The sequence below is a fragment of the Xanthomarina sp. GH4-25 genome, assembly GCF_045363175.1.
Classification (GTDB): Bacteria; Bacteroidota; Bacteroidia; order Flavobacteriales; family Flavobacteriaceae; genus Xanthomarina.
In genome coordinates this window covers 160,677-180,188 of sequence record NZ_JBJFLO010000002.1, presented here as the reverse complement: position 1 = coordinate 180,188, position 19,512 = coordinate 160,677, and the positions used below count along the sequence as shown (strand labels likewise).

The window sequence follows — 19,512 nt, the reverse complement described above, 5'->3', positions numbered from 1 at the left end:
ATTTGAAACAGTTCAAAACATTCAAGTATATAAGCATCCTTCTAGTAATTGGGAGCTTTTACGCATGCAGTATTACCAAGCACATTCCCGAGAACGAGCGTTTGTATACAGGTGCTACGCTTAGTATTGAATCTGATAGTCTTATTCAAAACGAATCGGGTTTAAAATCGGATCTAGAATCTGTATTACGTCCCGAGCCTAACTCCAAGTTTTTAGGCATGCATTTGGGCTTGTATTATTACTATAAAAACCAGAAAGAAAATCCAGGGTTTATCAATCGTTGGTTCTATAAACAGTTTGGCGAAAAACCCGTGTATCAGTCGGATGTAGAAACCCACGAAATAGAAGATATCTTGTTAAACCGATTAGAAAACAGAGGTTTTTTTTACAGTCGGGCATCATCCGTTTTTGAAGAAACAGAAAATAAAGCTGCTTTAAAATACACCGTAGTTGTTCCAGAACCATATAGAATGGCTAGTTATCAGATGGATTCTATGCCGGTTAGCATTCATGACAACATGAAAAAACTGGTGGCAGAATCATCATTTAAACCCGGAATGCGTTTCGATTTGAATCACATGAAATTAGAACGTCAGCGACTAGACAAGGCGCTCAAAAGCAAAGGCTATTTTAACTTTAACAATAACTTTTTAATTTTTGAAGCAGACACCAATAGTTATGATAATAAAAACTTCGACTTATTCTTAAAATTAAAAAACGAAGTCCCTAAAAAAAGTTTGATTACTTATAAAGTGTTCAAAGTTAATGTGTATCCCAATTACGAAGTTTCAGATTCTGCAGACATACAACCAACTCGTTTTAACGAGAAAAACTACATTCAAAAAGAAACGTTTTTCAAACCCAAATACTTAGATCCATTTATCGTATTGAAAGAAGGCGAATATTATAATCCTGAAGACTCGCGTAATTCAGCCAGACGTCTCTCTACCATTGGTGCTTATAAATATGTAAACATTCAATATAAGGAATTGGACACTCTGGCAGATGATAATTTAGGACTTCTAGAAGCCAATATTTACTTATCACCATTAAATAAACGAGCCCTTCGAGCCGAGCTCCAAGTGGTAACAAAATCCAATAGTTTTGCGGGGCCTGCTTTAACATTAACATTAAGTAATCGAAATTTATTTGGAGGAGGCGAAACCTATAATATTACGCCTAAAATAGGTTATGAAAAACAATTAGGTGGCAGTCAAAACTCTGGTAATAGTAGTTTAGAATTAGGTTTACAAAACGAACTTATTTTTCCAAGAGTCTTGTTCCCTGTTAAAATCAACGACGATTTTTTCAAATACTCTATTCCCAAAACAAAAACCTCTTTAAGCATTGATTACCTAAACAGAACAGATTTGTACACGCTCTTATCTGGAACAGCCTTATTTGGTTATACTTGGGATGCAAACAGGTACGTAACCCATGAAATCAATCCCATTTCATTAAGTTATACAGAACTTTTAAAAACCACACCAGAGTTTGAACAAATTCTAGATAACGACCCTTTTTTAAGACGAAGTTTTGAACAACAATTTATTGCCGGATTAACTTATGGGTTTACTTATAACGAGATGGTAAACATCCAAAAGAAGCATCAACTCTATTTTAATTTTACTTTCGATATTGCTGGTAATACCATAAGCCTATTTGGTAAAGACCAGGGAGCTGAGAAACCAAAAACAGTTCTAGGTTTCGAATATGCACAATATGCCAAAGCAGATGTCGATGTGCATTATCATTTTAATTTTGGAAAAGAACAAGTCATTGCAGCTAGACTATTTGGCGGCTATGGATTGGCTTACGGCAATTCCGATGTCGTTCCTTTTGTTAAACAGTATTACTCTGGTGGCCCTTATAGTGTACGTGCTTTTAATATTAGGTCATTGGGGCCTGGCACTTATAATCCAGATGTGGATGGGGTGGACAACGATGATGCCTTTGATAAAACAGGAAACATTAGGCTAGAAGCTAATCTGGAATACCGTTTTCCCATTGTGTCCTTTTTAAAAGGCGCTGTATTTGCCGATGCTGGAAACATTTGGAACTCTAAAGAAAACCCTATTTATAATGGCAAAGATAAATTTAATAGCGATTTTATAAGCGAATTAGGTATGGGTGCTGGAATTGGACTCCGTGTGGATATTCAAAGTTTTGTTATTCGTTTCGATTTGGCTGCACCCTTTCACGACCCAGCGTTACCCAAAGGAGAACGTTTTAATTTCGATGTAGGCTCCCCTATTTTAAATTTTGCCATAGGCTATCCATTTTAAGCTTGTTTAATCTCGATTAAGCAATTATCACGAATTACAGTTTAGAACCTTTGAATATTTCACTGAAACTGGTGGATTAGATTATGTGTATTACTATAATAACCAAAGAGTTATCACTGTTTATTGTTCTGTTGTCTAATATGTTATTGGAGGTTACACCCTATGAAACAGAGGTAACACAGCCGAGATAATAAACTCAACACCTATAGAAATAACAATAAACCCTATTATTCGGGACAAAGCATTAATACCAGAAGCACCAAGGGATTTGGTTATAAAAAATGAGCTTTTCAACACTAGATAAATACATATTACAGACAACACGATAGCTCCCAGAGTTAAAAACACCTCGTATAGTTTATCATATTTTTGGTTATAAGCTATTAATAAAGATATCGTACCAGGACCTGCAATCATTGGAATGGCTAATGGAGTTAATGAAAATTCAGAACGATTTTTTATACCTTCTTTTACAGATTTTTGTTTCATACCTTTATGTTTACTAAACTTTCCAGTTAATAATGCAAAGCCTGAAGAAGCAATAATAAGTCCTCCTGCAACCTTTAAAGAATTTAAACTAATTCCAAAAAAGACTAAAATATATTTTCCGGCAAAAAAAGAGATCAGTAAAATAATTAATACATTAAAAGAAGTCCAGAAAGCTATCTGATGTCGCTCCTTCTTATTATTTTCTTTTGTTAAACTAACAAATATGGGAATCGTCCCAAGAGGGTTCATTACAGAGAGTAATGCACCAAAAATCATGATAAATACATCCATTGTTTTTTATAGCAAAAATCACTTTAATTAAGCTACTAAAGATTAAGACTCTTTAAAGATTGTGTTAAGTTAATGCGTGTTTTATTTTGAAAACAGCAATATGTATAGACATAAAAATCAATTTATATCAACTATAATTACATTCTGCTAATAATCTTGTGTTTAGCAATAAATAAGTGTGCTTTAACGTTTGTAATTTATAAACAAATTGTAATTATGAAAACACTAAAAAACAAACTGATTGTCTTAGTCATTTTTGGAATAAGTTTATTTATACATTCCTGTTCTTCATCAGATGACGACAATTCCGGTAATACAACTACACAAGAAGTAATTCAAGCCAACTTAACAGCAAACACCTGGATGATTTCCAGTTTTATCGATTCCGGAAACGATGAAACCGGTCATTTTGTGTGTTTTGGGTTTCAATTCAATACCGATGGCACTTTAATAGCTACAAGTCAAAATAACACCTATTCTGGAACATGGAGCATTACAGATAGTAACAGTAACGATGACAGTTCAGACGATTTAGATTTCAATATCAATTTTAATTTAACGAATGAATTTGAAGATTTAAACGACGATTGGGATATTGTTACCTATAATTCAACCTCAATAGCTTTAATAGATATCAGTGGTGGAAATGGTGGAACCGATTATTTAACCTTTCAAACAGGCACTCCAGACACTAACTGTTCATCAACTCTTATAACCACAATACAAGACCATGTTGCTAGTGGAACCTGGAGAATTAGTAGTTTTATAGATTCTGGCACTGATGAAACTAACCATTTTACAGGTTACAGTTTTACCTTTAATAGTTCGGGTGTACTACATGCTGAAAATGGCATAAACAACTACAATGGTACTTGGAGTATTACCAATAGCAATAGTAATGACGATTTAGATGATTTAGATTTTAATATCAATTTTAACCTAACCAACGATTTTCAAGACCTCAATGATGATTGGGACTTTATCTCTCAAAGTGCAACCAAAATTGAATTAATTGATATTAGTGGTGGAAATGGTGGAACCGATTATTTAACATTCGAAAAAAACTAATCCTTCCTATCAATATAGGAATCACTTATTAGCGCCAAATTTTGGCGCTTTTCTTTATCACTACTTTTTTTTAATAGGTTATAATTTTGAGGATCTTCAACTTTTTGCAATATATACCAAGAGCCGTATTTCATTGCTTGATTAGGTTTTTGTTTTCTTAAGACAGAGAAGATAACTGGATGTTACAGCCGTTTTATTTAAACCACTCCTTATAACGTCCATAAACACAAATACCTCTCAAAAAACAACAATTTCATTCTAGTCATTAATGATGTGAGAAGTAATTATTGATTTTTAAAATTATTAACAGCTTTTTTAAGAATCTTTATCTGAGTTCCGAAGTCGTTGGACCTCCCATAAATTCCCTTCGTTTTATATGCTACAACAACATCAATTTCTGGATAGATGGTTATGCTCTGTCCATATACCCCAAATGCAGAATAGGCTCCTTTAAACTTGTTGTCCGTTATGTTTTCCCAAAGCCACCACATGTAGCCATAGCCAAAGTCAACATCCGTACTTTTTAAAGTATTGTTTTCCACTTCAGCCGAAGTCGTGATTTGAGATGTCATTTCAGCTACCCATTTTTCAGAAAGCAACTGTTTCTCTTGCCATTTGCCCTTTTTAAGCATGAGCAACCCTACCCTTGCCATGTCTCTTGTAGAAAACCACATATGATAAGCAGGATATTTAGAAATGGTTAAGTCTCCACGTTTCCGTTGTAAACTTCTATCCCAATCTTGCATATGTAAAGGGATGGCTAATTGTTTTTCTACTTCATCATAAATATTGTATCCTGTTTCTTTTTCAAATATAAATCCAGCTACGTTAAAGTCCCAGTTATTATATAGCCAATAAGTTCCAGGCTTTTTAGAGTTTCTTTCGGGAGCGTATTTTCTATCATCACCAAGATTAGACCCTCTTAAAAAAACTCCAGATCTTGCCGAAATAATATTGTTTATTGTGGTAGATTTTTCAAGTTCAGACAGTTCAGTTATATCATCAATTTGCAGTTCCTTTAAGGTTTTGTTTAATTTGATTTGTCCATTTTCCACATACTTACCATAAAGCATGGCTAAAATGCTTTTGCGACAAGAAGCGATATAAGAGTTTTCTTTAATGTCTCCATATCGAAACACTATTTCTCCTTGATGGACTATAACAAGACCTGTTATTTGTGTACTGTCAATTAGAAATTGTTTATAGTTTTTTAACTTAGAAACATCCCAACCATTGGTTTCATAATTTGTATTGTAGGTCCAATCTTCCCTTGGAAAGGTCTGTGCATTTAGTGTTGTTATAAAAAAAAATGCGAAAAGAACGGTTGTCATTTTTTTCATTGGTCTTGATCTTTACAGTTGTATTTTTTCCGTAAGCTTAAATCGTGTTTATTATTAAACTTTATCATATGCTATGTCCCTAAACAGGAATCTTATTGATTGCATTAATAAAGGCTAAGTAGCTACTATAAGGGCAGTTGCGTAACTAAACATCTAAGTTAGTAAAAAAATGGACCAAAAGATAACTCGAAGGTTTTTTCGAGTACAAACTAATATTATTGACGGTTTTTTTTATTGTAAGTTCAATTGCCAGGATACACCGAATTGGTCAATTACCCAGCCAAATTTTTGGCTGAAACCATAGTTGTTCAATGGCATTGTTACATTACCGTTTTCAGATAACTTTGAAAACAGCCTTTCAAGCTCGCTTTCATTTTCACAGTCAATATAATTCGAAACGGCTGGGCTAAAGTTCCAATTGTGAATAGGCGGACTGTCGCTACACATAAACAAGCTCCCATTTAAACTGAATGTGGCATGCATTATTTTCCCTTCTTCAACGGGGCCTTCTTTCCCCCAACGTACGACTTCGATAATCTTGGAATTGTCGAATAATTCCACATAAAAATTCATGGCATTTTCTGCGTTATTATCTTGAAAAGTAAGGAATGTGTTAATTTGATTTTTCATAGGAACATTATTTGGTAGCAACATGTTTTTCAAGCTGTCGTTTTCTTTTTGCAAATTTTTAATTTCAGCAAGATTATATGTTTCGTTTTTTGTGTTATTGCAGCTTATAACTATCAAGCTCACTAATATTAAAGGTATAATATATAATTTAAACATGGGTAAGAAATTAGTTATGTAGTAGTACCATATTGCTCTACTTGCATTATTTATTCAATTTGTCAAACTCTTTATCTATTCGTTTAATAGTTTCATCAATCTTTATAATTGTTTCTGTTTCTAAATCTACTTTCCTATTTCTATTATATAAAGTAAGTTGCAATGCTTTTATTAGACTATTATCTATCAGAAAAACATCGTAATCTTTTATTATTAAATTTGGAACTACAATGCTGTCCGTATGCTTAAATCCCCAGGATTTTGTCTCCTCAATATCTGCGTAAAGGTATTTTTCTATATAAGGGTATAATAGTTTTTTTATGTTATCATTAGAGCTACTTAATCCCAATTCATCATCAAAACGCTTTAATTCTAATTGATACAGGTTTGTTAAATCCATTCGAAGGCTATCGTTAGATAAAATATTTAAACCAACGTTTTTTAAATTCTCAAAAGCACTTGTTTTAGGTATAATTTGTCTGTCCCAATTAGAGCTAACAAATTCACGATAAACAGTATCAGAATACGCTACTTTACGCTGTATATCAAATATAAGTTGTTGGGTTAATTTGGCTGCTTTCTTATGTTGAATAGCCGTGTTTTCAATATCCTTCTTAGTCTGAATCAAGTCGCTTTTTAGTTCAACATAAATCTGTTTTTCTTGTTTTTGTAGTTTATTGTTTTCATTCCAATTATTAATCTGCAAAGCAATCAAAATCCCAATCACCACAAGTACAATCTCACCAATAGCATAAAGTAAATATTTGCTGAACTTATTTTCATGTAACATCTTTTGTCTAATTGTCCTAAAAAACTTAATCATGGTTTTTAAATTTGTATTGGTTAAGCTCGTAAGCAACTATCTCAATCAAATATCCACTGGACATTTGGTTTTGTTCTTCAAAACTAATTGTCGATAATCTAAAGAATGTTATCATGGGTCAATGGTTGGTCATTTCTATACACAACCATCTTCTAAATCATTCGTGGCGTATTCCTGCTTCTAAGTTAGCAAATTCAAACCGAACACAAACGTCACTTCGAGTGATTTATAAGGCATGAACAAATCGTATCGAGAAGTAAACACCCGTAAACTCCACTTCAAACGAGGACAAACTAGCCTAAACAATTTTCGAAAGAAAGCTTTTACCAACTAATTAATTTATTCGGATGTTGTTAGCTGGCCTTATTATCCGCCTAATTCAGCCATTTTTTTTCCAACGTGTGTCATTACTTCACTAAATTCTTTAGAAGGACTAAACTCAATCAATTTTATATCTTCTTGTACAATTGCTGTGTGTCCGTTTGGAAGATAATAAACGTCACCTTCAGAAAGAATTTCTTCTTTTCCGTCGTCATATTTTACAAGGAGTTTGCCACTCAAAACATAGCCCCAATGAGGACAGTGGCAACTGTCATTATTCAGCCCGTTCAGTAAAGGTGTAAAATCCGTTCCTTTTGGCAATTCGTTAAAACAGATTGTCATTCCGCCAAAGTTATCTTGAGTTCGCATTACAGTTTCAGGTCCTTCCATTGCTATTGGAATACTTTTTTTGTTAATTTTCATATCTATTGTTTTAATGGTTTCTCAATGAGTCAAAATGTGTACAACGTTTCTAACACGTAAGTTAGTAAATTGAAACCGAAAACAAAAGTCACTTCGAGTGAAATGAACGTAATCCAAAAATTATATTTCAGATTTCTGTCTTGTCCTAAATAGCTCTTTTCAGGATATAATCAAAAACCTATATAGTTATTTAATAATCGTATTTTTGCGCCTCACACAAGCGTCAAAACATGATTATCCCTAAACTACATTATATCTCTCAAGGAAACTCTCCAAAAGAGCTTCTAGATAACATCCAAAAAGCCTGTACTTCGGGTGCCGAATTGGTGCAGCTACGCTATAAGAAAGTCTCAGAAAAGAAACTTTTAAAGCTCGCTAAAGAAGCTAGAGACATCACTTCTCATTTTCAAACCAGACTAATAATCAACGACCATTATAAAATAGCCATAGAGGTAAAAGCAGATGGTGTCCACTTAGGCCCAGCAGACACCTGCCCTAGCATAGCAAGAAAATATCTATACTCTTGGCAGATTATTGGCGGTACTGCCAACACTTTACAAGATGCCGAAACACTACTTACAAAAGAAGTCGATTATATCAGTTTAGGTCCCTTTAGATTCACATCCACCAAAGACGCTTTACCACCTGTTTTAGGATTAAATGGATATACAACCATTATAGAAGCCTTAAATACGCAAACTCCAATTATTGGTGTTGGAGGCATCACCACAGAAGATGTGGTAGCCATTTTAAATACTGGCATTTCTGGGCTGGCTGTTTCTAGTGCTATTACCAAAGACTTTAATACCATTAAAACTTTCAACCTGTTACTAAATGCTTCCGTAACCCAAGAACAACGCCATACTTTTAAACAATAAAGCACTCAAGACTTGCAACAAATAAAAGCATACTTAGACCAAATAGCGTCCATCTCTCAAACAGACTGGCACTTTTTTACATCAAAATTACAACGTCGAGTTATTAAAAAGAAAGAGGTCTTTTTAAAACTAAACGACATAGAGAACCATATCTCCTTTATTGAAACTGGTGTCGTACGTGTCTATATTCCTAAAGAAAACCCAGATAAAGAAATCACCTTTGGCTTTAGTTTCAAAGACCAGTTTATCTCTGCTTACGATTCCTTTTTAACCCAAACACCTTCTGCTTACGAGCTGCAAGCACTCACCAATACCACCATTTTAAGTATTAGTTATAACGATTTGCAAGAAGTCTACAAACAAACACAAATAGGCAATTTAATTGGCAGGCTTACTGCCGAACGCCTCTTTTTAATAAAGTCCAAACGCGAACAAAACCTATTAAACTTAACAGCCGAAGAACGATATTTAAAATTATTTAAAGAACGTCCAGAACTTTTAAAAGTCATTCCACTCAAATACATCAGCTCTTATATTGGAGTTACAGCACAGGCTTTAAGCAGGATTCGGAAGCGTTTGTAACCGTGTTTTATTGATTTAGGTTCATTGTTTGCTCCCATTCTTCAGATTATCTTTGCAAAAAAAAGGTATGACTATCGTTATTTTTGTTTTGGTACTATGGTATGGAGGCTTGTTCTTTCAGTCATTCTTTTTGCATCGTTATGCAGCACATCAAGTATTTACCATGTCTAACACCATGGAGCGTATCACCTTTGTATTAACCTGGGTGTTTCAAGGCTCTAGTTATTTAAGTGCCTATGGTTATGGCATCATGCATCGCATGCACCATGCCTATACCGATACCGAAAAAGACCCACATTCCCCAAAGTACGATGCCAATTTATTAGCAATGATGTGGAAAACCAAAACCATTTATCAGGATATCAATCAACAACGTGTTCCTGTGGATGCGCGTTTCACTAAAAACGTCCCACAATGGAAAAGCTTTGACACCTTTGCCAGTTCCCGTATTTCCAGACTTCTTTGGATTACTGGGTATGTTTTGTTCTTTGCGTTTTTTGTAACGGCTCCTTGGCAATGGTTGTTATTACCTATTGCTGTTTTAATGGCGCCTATTCATGGGGTGATTATCAACTGGTTTGGACATATCTATGGCTATGTGAATTTTAAGATGAAAAACACCAGCAAAAACCTCTTCCGTTTCGATTTTCTTATGATGGGTGAAGGCTACCATAACAACCACCACAAACATGCCAGTAGTGCCAATTTTGGAGTGAAATGGTACGAGATAGACATCACCTATTTAATTATAAAAGCGATGGATACTTTGGGTATCATCCAGCTAAAAGCCATACCTGTTAAAAATAGCTAGTTGTACGATCCTACATTAAAACTAACGCATAAAAAAGTATCATAAAGAAAACCTTATGATACCCCTGTTTTTATGATGGTTTTAAATAACTAACTAAGCTTCTTCAAGTGTACGTTTAGACTTTCTATAGATGTAATTAGGATAGATATTACGTTTTGCAAATCGGTTGAGTTTATCGCTGTTTATCATTTTAATATACACTGGCTTAGTAACCCCAAAATATTCGTATGTGGTTCCATCCTGAAAAGTAATTTCTAGCAACAACCCTTTATGAATATAGTCTGCAATACCCGAATTGGTAATGGTCTCGGTATAATTCTCTAAATTAGAAGCAATGGTTTCTGGGGCAATACTTACTAAAAAATGATACCCATCAATAATCTTACGGCTGTTCAACTCAGCCTCTTCCTGTAAGGCGTCCCCATTTTGAAACTTGTCTGGATGCCATTCTTTAACCAGATCACGATACCTCTTTTTTAATGTCTTTAAGTCGAGGTCGTTTTCAATACCATAGAGTTTCTTGTATTCATTTATGCGCTTCATACCAATTTTATTTGAGGGCGCAAAAGTACGTGTAAATACGAGATGTACAACTATAATTTTCTAATATTTAATAACTACCTCAAGGCTTGATATTCTGGTTGACACGAAATAGGTTTTCAGGATCATAAATGCCTTTAATTTTAACCAATCTATCGTAATTATGTTTATAACTTGCCTGAACCCGTTCCTGACCTTCATCCATCATAAAATTAGAATAAGCACCACCAGCCGAATACGGATGTAAGGCATTAAAGTAATCTTTGCACCAATTAGTAATTAGTGTGGCATTATCAGGATTTGGATCCACACCAACATACACCCCAGCATATTTAGCATCTCTATAAGCCCATGGTGTGTCTTCGGCACCTACTCTACTAGCTGCTCCAGAGATAGGATATAAATGCATTTGAGATAATACAGTTGGAATGGCTGAACCGTACTTTAAATGTTGTGCTGAAATCTGTGGTGTTAAGTTGTTAAAGAAGTCGGCTCTCCAATACCATTGCATGCCTGAAGGAAACATACCATCGAACATACTTTGTAACGCCGGATACGGCATGTCATCAACATGTGCAAAAACAGGATTGAGGTCTAGTACAGGTTGAAACAAATCATCAAAAGCATTCGGATCTCCTACATAGCACCACACTATTGCACAGAATTTTTTATTATGTAAAAACTCTGGGAAAGGCGATTCTGGTATAACCATGGTTGCTATAAATCCATTTAAATCTTCAGAACCTTCTTGAATAAAGGTGTCATACCACGCCATGATTTCTTCTACGCGTTCTATAGGCCATAAGGTTGGACCACCTTTAATTATTTTAACCGGATGTGCTTGAAATGTAAAAGAGGTAACTACACCATAGTTGCCACCACCACCACGAATGGCCCAGAACAAATCGGTATATACGTCTTTGTTTACAGTCACAAAACGACCGTCAGCCAAGACCATCTCTGCTTCTAAAAGGTTGTCGATAGTTAGCCCATATTTTCGTGTTAAATAACCAACACCACCACCAAGTGTTAAACCACCAACTCCGGTACTGGAAATCATCCCTGAAGGGATAGCAAGACCAAGTTCATGTGTTGCTTGATCGACTTCGTTCCAGATATTTCCACCACCAACTTTTACAGTTTGGTTGGAGGTATTTACATCCACAAACTTGATCCCCGACAAATCGATTACTAACCCGTCATTGCATATTCCCAATCCACCACCATTATGACCTCCACCTCTTATTGCTATTAGCACATTATGATCTCTACCAAAGTTTACCGATGTTTGAACATCAGTTACTGTTTCACACATGGCAATAGCTCCAGGATGTTTGTCTATCATTCCATTAAACACGCTCCTTGTGCTGTGATATGCTGTATGATCTGGTAATATTAGGTTGCCCTGTAATTGCGAATCAAAAGCTTCTAAGATCTTGGGAGCGATTTTTTTTACTGAATTTTTCATGTTACATGTTTTTAATTATAGCTGGTTTATATTAAGTCTCTTATTTGGCTAATGGAGAATGATGCTCATGTACTAATTTCCACCCATCGTCCGTTTTCACGAATAATAGAGTTATTTGGTCGTTTACAATTACGAGGTCGTCTCCAAATTTTAATTCAAAATCTGAGTGAAAAGTGAGATTTGCAACATCGCCATAAACAGCAATTTTTAAATCTTTTGCTTCAAATTTCACCACTTCGGTTACTGCGCCAAATACATTCCGTTCGTGAGCTTCATTAGCCTCACTACCATTTCTTGGAGCACCATTTTTAAATTCTGTAAATTTTGAACTATAAGCATGATAAGAAATTAATTTATCCATATCTCCATCGAGAATGCTTTGTGCAATACCTCCAAAGGTTTCCATGACTTCCTGTTTTGCTTCTGGAAACTCATTTTGTATTAAATCTACTTTTACCTCGGCCGTTTGGGCTTGTATTTTGTTCACAGAGATAAATAATCCAAAAATCAAAATCCCTATTAATGATGTCTTCATAATTTGATGTTTATTTGGTTTTCATCAAAAGTAGCATAGAAGATTTTTTCATCATTCTACATTTAGACCAATTAAAAGGAATTTTAGACCACGAATAAATTAATAGATAACTATTTACAATACAATACTTTAATTATTTGAAAATAACATTAGAAGGAAGAACTCCATATTTTTTATGAAAACATTTTGAGAAATAAGCAGGACTACTAAACCCTGTTTGGTAAGCAACTTCAGAAATATTACGTCCTTGCTTTTGCAATAATTCCAGCGCCTTATTTAAGCGATAATCTCTTAAAAATATATTAGGTGATTTGCCAACCAAGTTTTTCATGGTACGAAATAATTGTGATTTACTATAGCCTAAATTTTCTTCAAAATCGCTCACACTAGTCGTAGTATGTGACCTTATTTTTTCGGTATATGCCATTAATTGCCTCATAAAGACTTCTTCCTTACTATTTAATACATGAATATTTTTAATTTTAGGAATTGAATTATTTTGGTTTTCTCCTTCATAAAGATCTTTAATAGCAGTTGTTATGGAATAATCGCCTTTAGCGATATCGCTTAAATAATCAGAAGTTTTTATGGTATCTTCAAATATACCCTCTTTATCTGTTACGGGAATTCCAGCACTTAACCCAATTTTAAATTCTAAATCTGGAGTAATGACTCTATTGTGAGTTTGCTGAATTTTTATTCCACAATGAATGGCATCTGAAACAGATTCAAAGGATATTAGGAAGAAATTAACTTCTTGTTTTACTAGGCGTCCATTAAATTGTGTGGTTATGGATTTAATAGATGTAGAGTAGCCTCTTAGGGCAGCTTTTAAAATGTTTATATTGGAGTCTCTTAAACTTTTATTTTTTATTTTAACCACCATGATGGTTCTAAAAGCCGGATCGTTAATGATGTTAAGCTTTACATTTTTAGATTTTTCAGGGTCCTGAATACGCCCTAAAAAAGATTCCACAATGGTATCGTTTACTTCAATAATACGTGTTGGTATCGCTCCATGAGCGTTTTCGTGCAAGTTTATTAACGCTTGCTTATTAGGTGCCTCTATTAAACAAAAGGCTGCTTTTCGTTTTTCATCACACCAATAAGTTAAACCTCTGCAATTATACTTATGTTCAAGATCTAAGTCGACTTGATGCATTTCTGCAACATGGGCAGCTGTAATACCTTCAGGAAGTTCATGTAAATCTAAAAATAATGGCATTGGCTTGATTTTTAGACTGTAAGGTACTGTATTTTTTTAAATTATAGCATACTAAAAAGTCTAGCTCATTAAAACAGAACTCTACTTGTTTCTAAGAAACAACCAAACAACCTAAGCAAGTCCCTATTTATTTTTAATCTTTTAACGATTTCATATCAATTACAAAACGGTATTTTACATCGCTTTTCAGCATGCGTTTGTAAGCAGTATTGATATCTTGAATTTTGATAACTTCAACATCTGAAGTAATGTTATGGGTGCCACAGAAATCTAATAATTCCTGAGTTTCAGCAATACCACCAATTAAAGAGCCTGCAACCGATTTACGTCCCATAATCATTGGAACGGTTACTAACATTGGGTCTAATGGCCCTAAATAACCAACCACTACCAAAGTACCATTAGTTGTTAAAGTGCTAACATAAGGATTCAAATCATGAGCATATGGAACAGTGTCAATAATCAAATCGAAACGTCCCATAGCTTTTTCCATCTGAACATCGTCTGTAGAAATAATCACTTCATCTGCACCAAGATTCTTGGCATCCACCGTTTTATTATTAGATCGAGAAAACAAAGTTACATGAGCTCCTAAAGCATGAGCTAGTTTAATGGCCATATGTCCTAGGCCTCCAAGACCGACAACAGCCACCTTGCTCCCTTTACCAACCTTCCAATGACTTAATGGCGACCAGGTTGTAATTCCTGCACATAACACTGGTGCAATACCTGCCTTATCTAAGTTTTCAGGCACCCTGAGTACAAAGGCTTCATCGACAACTATTGTTTCTGAATATCCACCATGAGTTGTGGTATCTAAATGTTTGTCGTAACCACCATAGGTACCAACCCATCCTACCGAGCAGTATTGTTCCAAATCGTCTTTGCAATTGGCGCAGGTTCTACAAGAATCTACCAAACAGCCAACAGCTACCAGGTCGTCCTTTTTGTATTTAGAAACCCCTTCTCCAACATGAGTGACTTTACCAACAATTTCATGACCAGGAACTACAGGATACTGCGTCATGCCCCAATCGTTTTTGGCAAAATGTAAATCGGAATGACAGACGCCACAAAAAAGAATGTCTATTTCGACATCTTTAGAACCGACTTCTCTTCTATTGATATTAAATTGTTTCAAATCGGCTTCTGCCGAATCTGTTCCGTATGCTTTAACGCTTTTGACATTCATGTTGTTTCGGATTATGGATTAATTAAAATTAATTAATACTTTTTAAGATAAAAAGTATCAGGTGTTTTTGTGTTATAAAGTTACATCTTTTATTCTGTTTTTTTTTTTTAATATTATATTGAGATTTTAAACCGTCTCTTGATGTAATATGATGTTGGAAGCCGTAATAAAAGGTTACTATAATAAAAAAACCATCTGTTTAGATGGTTTTCATTTAATTGCAATGTAACTAGTGTTACATCAAACTTACGTTTACAGCGTTCATACCTTTATCTCCTTTTTCAACGTCAAATGTTACTTGATCATTTTCTTTAATATTATCAATAAGGTTCGTTGAATGCACAAAAACTTCCTCTTCGGAGTCTTTAATCTTAATAAAACCAAATCCTTTTGAATTGTTAAAAAACTTTACAGTACCTTCTTTCATGTCATTTTTAATATTAGAGTTCATTAATTTATTTATTATTTTTTTTATTATCATTTTGAATATTTTTAAAATAGTGTTCATTGTTTATTATGTGATACTAACAGTTTGCTTGCTTCCTAATAATCTAAGCATTTTAGTATGGTCTATTATGGCATGAAAAATACTCTTCTTAACATGATAAGGCATACCAAATTCTTTAGCTGTTTTGGCAACAATATGGTTTATTTTTTTATAATGGACATGGCATACATCTGGCAATACATGATGTTCTACCTGATAATTTAAACCTCCTATAAGCCAGAATAACAATCTGCTTTTAGGTGCAAAATTGCTTGTAGTTTCAAATTGATGTCTGTACCATTCGTTTTTCATCATGCCTTTTTCATTTGGTAAAGGGAAGTCTGTTTCAGGCATGATGTGTGCTATTTGAAACACAATACTCACCATAAGACCTGTTATTATATGCATGCTTAAAAACCCTAATAATACAACCCACCAAGCAAATGGCAACATAATAATGGGTAATACCAATGCATAAGAATAATAAAACAGTTTCCAAGCAGTCATGCTAAATAGTCCTTTACTAAATTCGTTCTTTTTGAGCAATAACCCCATGTCTTTATAGCGTTTTAAGCGTACAAAATCTTTAGCTGTAATCCAGAATAATGTAGATATTGCATAAAAAAACCAGATATAAACATGCTGGAATTTTTGTGACCAATGGTGTTTGGCGTTGGGTGAAAATCGTAGAAAAAACGGGGTGTTAATATCGTCATCTGCATGATCAATATTGGTGTAAGTATGATGCAAAACATTGTGTTGAATTTTCCATATCTTGGCATTTGCACCTATTAAATTAAAAGTGTAACCCAGTAAGGTATTGATGTTTTTATTTTTAGAATAAGACCCATGGATGGCATCGTGCATAACTCCCATACCAATACCTGACATTCCAAATCCACTTATTAAATACAATGTAAATAGTAGCCAAATACTTGTTACTAATCCTGTTGAAAGCAAAATTAAAGGCACAAAAAAAAGAGAAACCATTACAATTGTTTTTACAACCATATTGGTATTGCCTTTTCTACTTATATTATTTTCTTTGAAATATGTATTGACTCTTTTTCTTAATGTTTTTGAAAAATCTATATCAGTTGTTCTTGAAAATCTAGGGTTTTCCATAGGATTACTTGGTATTAATTTAAAGCATTTATGTATCCAATAGCTTAATATATTTATTCATATTAAGTTGCATTGAAGTTTCGTAATTCTAAGAGAAGATAATTATGAAGATGGTTCTTTTGGAAAGGAAGGGATTTAGCAAATCCTAAAAGTCTTGACAAGTAATGGTCTATTATTCTACGATATAAATTATTATGAATGCAGGAATTTTAATAATGTTGATTGAAAATTAAAAAACGAAAAGCAGACTAAATAAGTTATTCTATAAAGGTAAGCTTACTTAGCTCAAATTAGCACAATTATGTGTTAAAGTATCAGTATCTATTATTGTTTTATTATTTATAATTCCTTTTAAGTCATTCAATTTATCTCATTTCCTTATATCTAATTATCCACAATAGATACTATATAAAAGAGATTAAAAATCAGTTATTCATTTCCAACTTATAACCTACACCATGGACATTTGTTATTTTAATGGTTCTGTCTGCTTCTAATTTCTTACGTAATTTTGAGATATAGGTATCTAAACTTCTTCCTACAAACACCCCATGGTCTTCCCATACTTTTTTGGTAAGTTCGTCGCGTTTAATAATCTGATTTGGATTAGCAACAAAAATTTCCAGAAGTTCGCATTCTTTTTTAGAGAGACTGATTTCTTTAGCTTGCATGACTAGTTTATTCTGTTCTGGATAGAATTTAAAATTTCCGAGTGTCGCAAAATCTTCAGGAACAGATTCTAATATCTTTTTCTTTTTATAAACACCTAAAATAAGAACAATAAACCCACAAATTAGTAAAGCATAAAAAACAATTGGTTTGTTTGAGCTAAGCTTTAAATCTGTAAATAATACCTCGATGGTGTAACAACTTTCAGGTAAAATCCTTCCAACACATGGAACAATACTGTTTTCTATAGTATTTAATACCTGGTAACTATAGGCTACTTCTTGTGCTTCACATTGAACTGTTTCTACCAAATAGTTGCTTGGTAGTTTTGCCTTTTGGAAGGAAGCATTAATAATAGAAACTAATTGTTCAGGTTCAAAAGACAAGGGCTTTTGAAACGATAATTGGTATTTATTTTCCTCTAAAGCTATTATTGGTAAAATTAAAGAAGTCGTATCTTGATTGATAAGCAATAATTGATTGCCTACAGAACGCAAAGATACTTTGACTCTTTCATCAAACATTTTGTCTGTATCTTTAGAATCATTGAGGAACCAAAGAGATATTATAATGATTATAATACCACTAAGTATGGATGTGCTACTTTTGTTCATTTAACTGTAAATAACTGACAAATTCATGACTTTTAGAAACTGTTTGCACTTCTTTTACATTTTTTTGACACTTTTAAAATGGAATTCGAATAGTTTTACTTCAATTATTAATCATAAATACAATCTAAATAATGAACAGATTAATTTTATGCTCTTTCGTTTTATTATGTTTGAGTTGCAGTACAAAAAATGAAGATCCCGTTAAAGCAATTGCTTCTTCTGAAGCCGAAATTACTTCTACTGAAGTTAATTTACCTTTAAACCCACTTGCTTTTAAAGAACCTTATAATCCTCATAGTCCATATCATTTGGACTTAAAAATTGAACATACCGAAACAGATGCCCAACAATTGGTTGTTTTTATTACTTTAAAAGGAGATGCCCATTTTGTGTCTCCACATGCTAAAAGGGAATTTAAAGGAAAATTCAGCATGACAATAGATGAAAGCAATATGCTAACTACAGAAGACCATTTGATAGAAGTACCACAATCTGTTGAAGAATTCGACTCTCATCACTTAATAAATGGTACTGTTAATTGGGTTAGAGATAACACAACTTATAAACTACCCATACAGGTTATATCAGAAAAGGACTTTGAAGTAACTGGGCTTATTAGATTTACTATTGAACCACGATGTACATTAGAGGAGATTCCGTTTAAGGTGCATCAGAAATCTGGAATTTTAACTGTCGAGCTTGTTGGAGGTTGTTAAATGTTGTTCAATAAAAAAGCAGTCTAAATATAGACTGCTTTTTTATTATATTATTAAGAATGTTATTATTTGACTGCATTCTCTACTTTAAGTACAATATTATAATTTGCAACATACATATCGTCTTTCTTTAAGGTAGTAAGAATACTTGTAACCCCTTTTTTCTTTAATCTTTTTTTACAAGCCTTTGTTAAGAAAGGATCATCAGCAAAAATCAAGGTATTTAATTTGTATTCTGTCTTTCCAGCTTCTTTAATTATAGGATGGATGTGTCTCAATTCCTTACTATGTCTATAAGAACCTGGAATAAATGTGTAAAATGTATAATGTCCGTTAGCGTCGGTTTTAATCCAGCCTCTGTGTTCTACATAACGTTTTTCGTTTTCAAATTTTAAATTGTATTCACCATTTTCGTTTGGTTGTTCAATAAAAAGAATGACATCTTTAGCTGGAGTAACCCCATCACTTTGGAAAATGGTTCCTGTTATTTTTAATTTGTTTTCTTGAGTTGTAAAACTAGGAATGGTGTCTACGTTGCTTAAGTCTTTTTCAGAATAATCGTAAACTGGGCTTCTAGTCATGAAATCGAATGGAACTTCTTCTAGAACATCGGCTGAGTCTTGAGCAAATAATTCAACATTTGAACTAAAGAAACAAGAGATACAAAAAATAAATAGGACTTTTTTCATGAGACATTACTTATATAATTCGTTTAAAACTATATATTTAGATGTATAGCTTCATAAAAAATCTTATGAATGAAATAATTTTACGATGAAATGAAAAAAAGGTGCAAAAGCTTCGATGTAATGCAACAATTATAGAGTTCTATAATTGAAAATCT

General features: G+C 33.5%; 20 protein-coding genes. 6 read left to right on the top strand and 14 right to left on the bottom strand.

Annotation, left to right across the window (positions count from 1 at the left end):
- Window positions 1–2 precede the first annotated feature (2 nt).
- Window positions 3–2,285 carry a BamA/TamA family outer membrane protein gene (locus tag ACI5KZ_RS03500; protein ID WP_406846900.1) on the top strand — a complete coding sequence of 761 codons (2,283 nt, stop codon included), beginning with the start codon at window positions 3–5 and terminating at the stop codon, window positions 2,283–2,285.
- 153 nt (window positions 2,286–2,438) lie between these two features.
- Here ACI5KZ_RS03500 and ACI5KZ_RS03495 read toward each other — a convergent pair whose 3' ends face one another.
- Window positions 2,439–3,065 (bottom strand): MarC family NAAT transporter, encoded by a 627-nt coding sequence (locus tag ACI5KZ_RS03495; protein ID WP_406846899.1) that lies wholly within the window; start codon window positions 3,063–3,065, stop codon window positions 2,439–2,441.
- 216 nt (window positions 3,066–3,281) lie between these two features.
- Here ACI5KZ_RS03495 and ACI5KZ_RS03490 point away from each other — a divergent pair, with 216 nt between their 5' ends.
- Window positions 3,282–4,133: a hypothetical protein gene (locus ACI5KZ_RS03490; RefSeq protein WP_406846898.1), complete on the top strand. Its 852-nt coding sequence runs from the start codon at window positions 3,282–3,284 to the stop codon at window positions 4,131–4,133.
- A gap of 284 nt (window positions 4,134–4,417) precedes the next feature.
- Here ACI5KZ_RS03490 and ACI5KZ_RS03485 read toward each other — a convergent pair whose 3' ends face one another.
- From ACI5KZ_RS03485 to ACI5KZ_RS03470, 4 genes are all read right to left on the bottom strand, one after another.
- On the bottom strand, window positions 4,418–5,473 hold the full coding sequence (locus tag ACI5KZ_RS03485; protein WP_406846897.1) for a serine hydrolase domain-containing protein: 1,056 nt from the start codon (window positions 5,471–5,473) through the stop codon (window positions 4,418–4,420).
- Between the two features lie 231 nt (window positions 5,474–5,704).
- A complete protein-coding gene (locus tag ACI5KZ_RS03480) occupies window positions 5,705–6,220 on the bottom strand; it encodes a VOC family protein (RefSeq protein WP_406846896.1) in 516 nt (171 codons plus the stop codon).
- Window positions 6,221–6,305: 85 nt separating this feature from the next.
- Window positions 6,306–7,082, bottom strand: a complete 777-nt coding sequence (locus ACI5KZ_RS03475) for a DUF6090 family protein (RefSeq protein ID WP_406846895.1) — start codon at window positions 7,080–7,082, stop codon at window positions 6,306–6,308.
- A gap of 366 nt (window positions 7,083–7,448) precedes the next feature.
- Window positions 7,449–7,826: a cupin domain-containing protein gene (locus ACI5KZ_RS03470; protein ID WP_109310014.1), complete on the bottom strand. Its 378-nt coding sequence runs from the start codon at window positions 7,824–7,826 to the stop codon at window positions 7,449–7,451.
- A 230-nt stretch (window positions 7,827–8,056) separates the two neighbouring features.
- On the opposite strand from ACI5KZ_RS03470, the gene thiE reads away from it, so the two are divergent.
- The 3 genes from thiE (at window position 8,057) to ACI5KZ_RS03455 (ending at window position 10,097) form a co-directional block, all read left to right on the top strand.
- Window positions 8,057–8,704 (top strand): thiamine phosphate synthase, encoded by a 648-nt coding sequence (thiE, locus tag ACI5KZ_RS03465; protein ID WP_109310013.1) that lies wholly within the window; start codon window positions 8,057–8,059, stop codon window positions 8,702–8,704.
- Window positions 8,705–8,716: 12 nt separating this feature from the next.
- A complete protein-coding gene (locus tag ACI5KZ_RS03460; RefSeq protein WP_109310012.1) occupies window positions 8,717–9,286 on the top strand; it encodes a Crp/Fnr family transcriptional regulator in 570 nt (189 codons plus the stop codon).
- Window positions 9,287–9,353: 67 nt separating this feature from the next.
- Window positions 9,354–10,097: an acyl-CoA desaturase gene (locus tag ACI5KZ_RS03455; RefSeq protein ID WP_109310011.1), complete on the top strand. Its 744-nt coding sequence runs from the start codon at window positions 9,354–9,356 to the stop codon at window positions 10,095–10,097.
- A gap of 93 nt (window positions 10,098–10,190) precedes the next feature.
- Here ACI5KZ_RS03455 and ACI5KZ_RS03450 read toward each other — a convergent pair whose 3' ends face one another.
- The 8 genes from ACI5KZ_RS03450 to ACI5KZ_RS03415 form a co-directional block, all read right to left on the bottom strand.
- On the bottom strand, window positions 10,191–10,640 hold the full coding sequence (locus tag ACI5KZ_RS03450) for a KTSC domain-containing protein (protein ID WP_406846894.1): 450 nt from the start codon (window positions 10,638–10,640) through the stop codon (window positions 10,191–10,193).
- A gap of 79 nt (window positions 10,641–10,719) precedes the next feature.
- Window positions 10,720–12,105, bottom strand: coding sequence for an FAD-binding oxidoreductase (locus ACI5KZ_RS03445; protein ID WP_406846893.1), 1,386 nt, complete (start codon window positions 12,103–12,105; stop codon window positions 10,720–10,722).
- A gap of 40 nt (window positions 12,106–12,145) precedes the next feature.
- On the bottom strand, window positions 12,146–12,640 hold the full coding sequence (locus ACI5KZ_RS03440) for a nuclear transport factor 2 family protein (protein ID WP_109310008.1): 495 nt from the start codon (window positions 12,638–12,640) through the stop codon (window positions 12,146–12,148).
- A 133-nt stretch (window positions 12,641–12,773) separates the two neighbouring features.
- Window positions 12,774–13,865, bottom strand: a complete 1,092-nt coding sequence (locus ACI5KZ_RS03435) for a nickel-binding protein (protein ID WP_406846892.1) — start codon at window positions 13,863–13,865, stop codon at window positions 12,774–12,776.
- Window positions 13,866–13,998: 133 nt separating this feature from the next.
- Entirely contained in the window at window positions 13,999–15,057 is a 1,059-nt protein-coding gene (locus tag ACI5KZ_RS03430) for an NAD(P)-dependent alcohol dehydrogenase (protein ID WP_406846891.1), read from the bottom strand.
- Between the two features lie 235 nt (window positions 15,058–15,292).
- Window positions 15,293–15,484 carry a cold-shock protein gene (locus tag ACI5KZ_RS03425; protein ID WP_109310036.1) on the bottom strand — a complete coding sequence of 64 codons (192 nt, stop codon included), beginning with the start codon at window positions 15,482–15,484 and terminating at the stop codon, window positions 15,293–15,295.
- A gap of 87 nt (window positions 15,485–15,571) precedes the next feature.
- Entirely contained in the window at window positions 15,572–16,669 is a 1,098-nt protein-coding gene (locus ACI5KZ_RS03420) for an acyl-CoA desaturase (RefSeq protein WP_109310005.1), read from the bottom strand.
- A gap of 425 nt (window positions 16,670–17,094) precedes the next feature.
- On the bottom strand, window positions 17,095–17,952 hold the full coding sequence (locus tag ACI5KZ_RS03415; protein WP_406846890.1) for a winged helix-turn-helix domain-containing protein: 858 nt from the start codon (window positions 17,950–17,952) through the stop codon (window positions 17,095–17,097).
- Between the two features lie 131 nt (window positions 17,953–18,083).
- Between ACI5KZ_RS03415 and ACI5KZ_RS03410 the strand changes: the two genes are divergently transcribed.
- Window positions 18,084–18,668: a hypothetical protein gene (locus ACI5KZ_RS03410; protein ID WP_123808418.1), complete on the top strand. Its 585-nt coding sequence runs from the start codon at window positions 18,084–18,086 to the stop codon at window positions 18,666–18,668.
- Window positions 18,669–18,733: 65 nt separating this feature from the next.
- Here the strand turns inward: ACI5KZ_RS03410 and ACI5KZ_RS03405 are convergent, their stop codons facing one another.
- Window positions 18,734–19,357 (bottom strand): hypothetical protein, encoded by a 624-nt coding sequence (locus ACI5KZ_RS03405; protein WP_109310002.1) that lies wholly within the window; start codon window positions 19,355–19,357, stop codon window positions 18,734–18,736.
- Between the last annotated feature and the right edge of the window lie 155 nt (window positions 19,358–19,512).

Excerpts from the sequence above, each read along its gene's own strand:
- ACI5KZ_RS03420 (WP_109310005.1), bottom strand. The coding sequence starts at position 16,669 with ATGGAAAACCCTAGATTTTCAAGAACAACTGATATAGATTTTTCAAAA.
- ACI5KZ_RS03435 (WP_406846892.1), bottom strand. The coding sequence starts at position 13,865 with ATGCCATTATTTTTAGATTTACATGAACTTCCTGAAGGTATTACAGCT.
- ACI5KZ_RS03475 (WP_406846895.1), bottom strand. The coding sequence starts at position 7,082 with ATGATTAAGTTTTTTAGGACAATTAGACAAAAGATGTTACATGAAAAT.
- ACI5KZ_RS03495 (WP_406846899.1), bottom strand. The coding sequence starts at position 3,065 with ATGGATGTATTTATCATGATTTTTGGTGCATTACTCTCTGTAATGAAC.
- ACI5KZ_RS03410 (WP_123808418.1), top strand. The coding sequence starts at position 18,084 with ATGAACAGATTAATTTTATGCTCTTTCGTTTTATTATGTTTGAGTTGC.
- ACI5KZ_RS03470 (WP_109310014.1), bottom strand. The coding sequence starts at position 7,826 with ATGAAAATTAACAAAAAAAGTATTCCAATAGCAATGGAAGGACCTGAA.
- ACI5KZ_RS03450 (WP_406846894.1), bottom strand. The coding sequence starts at position 10,640 with ATGAAGCGCATAAATGAATACAAGAAACTCTATGGTATTGAAAACGAC.
- ACI5KZ_RS03440 (WP_109310008.1), bottom strand. The coding sequence starts at position 12,640 with ATGAAGACATCATTAATAGGGATTTTGATTTTTGGATTATTTATCTCT.
- ACI5KZ_RS03485 (WP_406846897.1), bottom strand. The coding sequence starts at position 5,473 with ATGAAAAAAATGACAACCGTTCTTTTCGCATTTTTTTTTATAACAACA.
- ACI5KZ_RS03425 (WP_109310036.1), bottom strand. The coding sequence starts at position 15,484 with ATGAAAGAAGGTACTGTAAAGTTTTTTAACAATTCAAAAGGATTTGGT.
- ACI5KZ_RS03415 (WP_406846890.1), bottom strand. The coding sequence starts at position 17,952 with ATGAACAAAAGTAGCACATCCATACTTAGTGGTATTATAATCATTATA.
- ACI5KZ_RS03430 (WP_406846891.1), bottom strand. The coding sequence starts at position 15,057 with ATGAATGTCAAAAGCGTTAAAGCATACGGAACAGATTCGGCAGAAGCC.
- thiE (WP_109310013.1), top strand. The coding sequence starts at position 8,057 with ATGATTATCCCTAAACTACATTATATCTCTCAAGGAAACTCTCCAAAA.
- ACI5KZ_RS03405 (WP_109310002.1), bottom strand. The coding sequence starts at position 19,357 with ATGAAAAAAGTCCTATTTATTTTTTGTATCTCTTGTTTCTTTAGTTCA.
- ACI5KZ_RS03490 (WP_406846898.1), top strand. The coding sequence starts at position 3,282 with ATGAAAACACTAAAAAACAAACTGATTGTCTTAGTCATTTTTGGAATA.
- ACI5KZ_RS03455 (WP_109310011.1), top strand. The coding sequence starts at position 9,354 with ATGACTATCGTTATTTTTGTTTTGGTACTATGGTATGGAGGCTTGTTC.
- ACI5KZ_RS03445 (WP_406846893.1), bottom strand. The coding sequence starts at position 12,105 with ATGAAAAATTCAGTAAAAAAAATCGCTCCCAAGATCTTAGAAGCTTTT.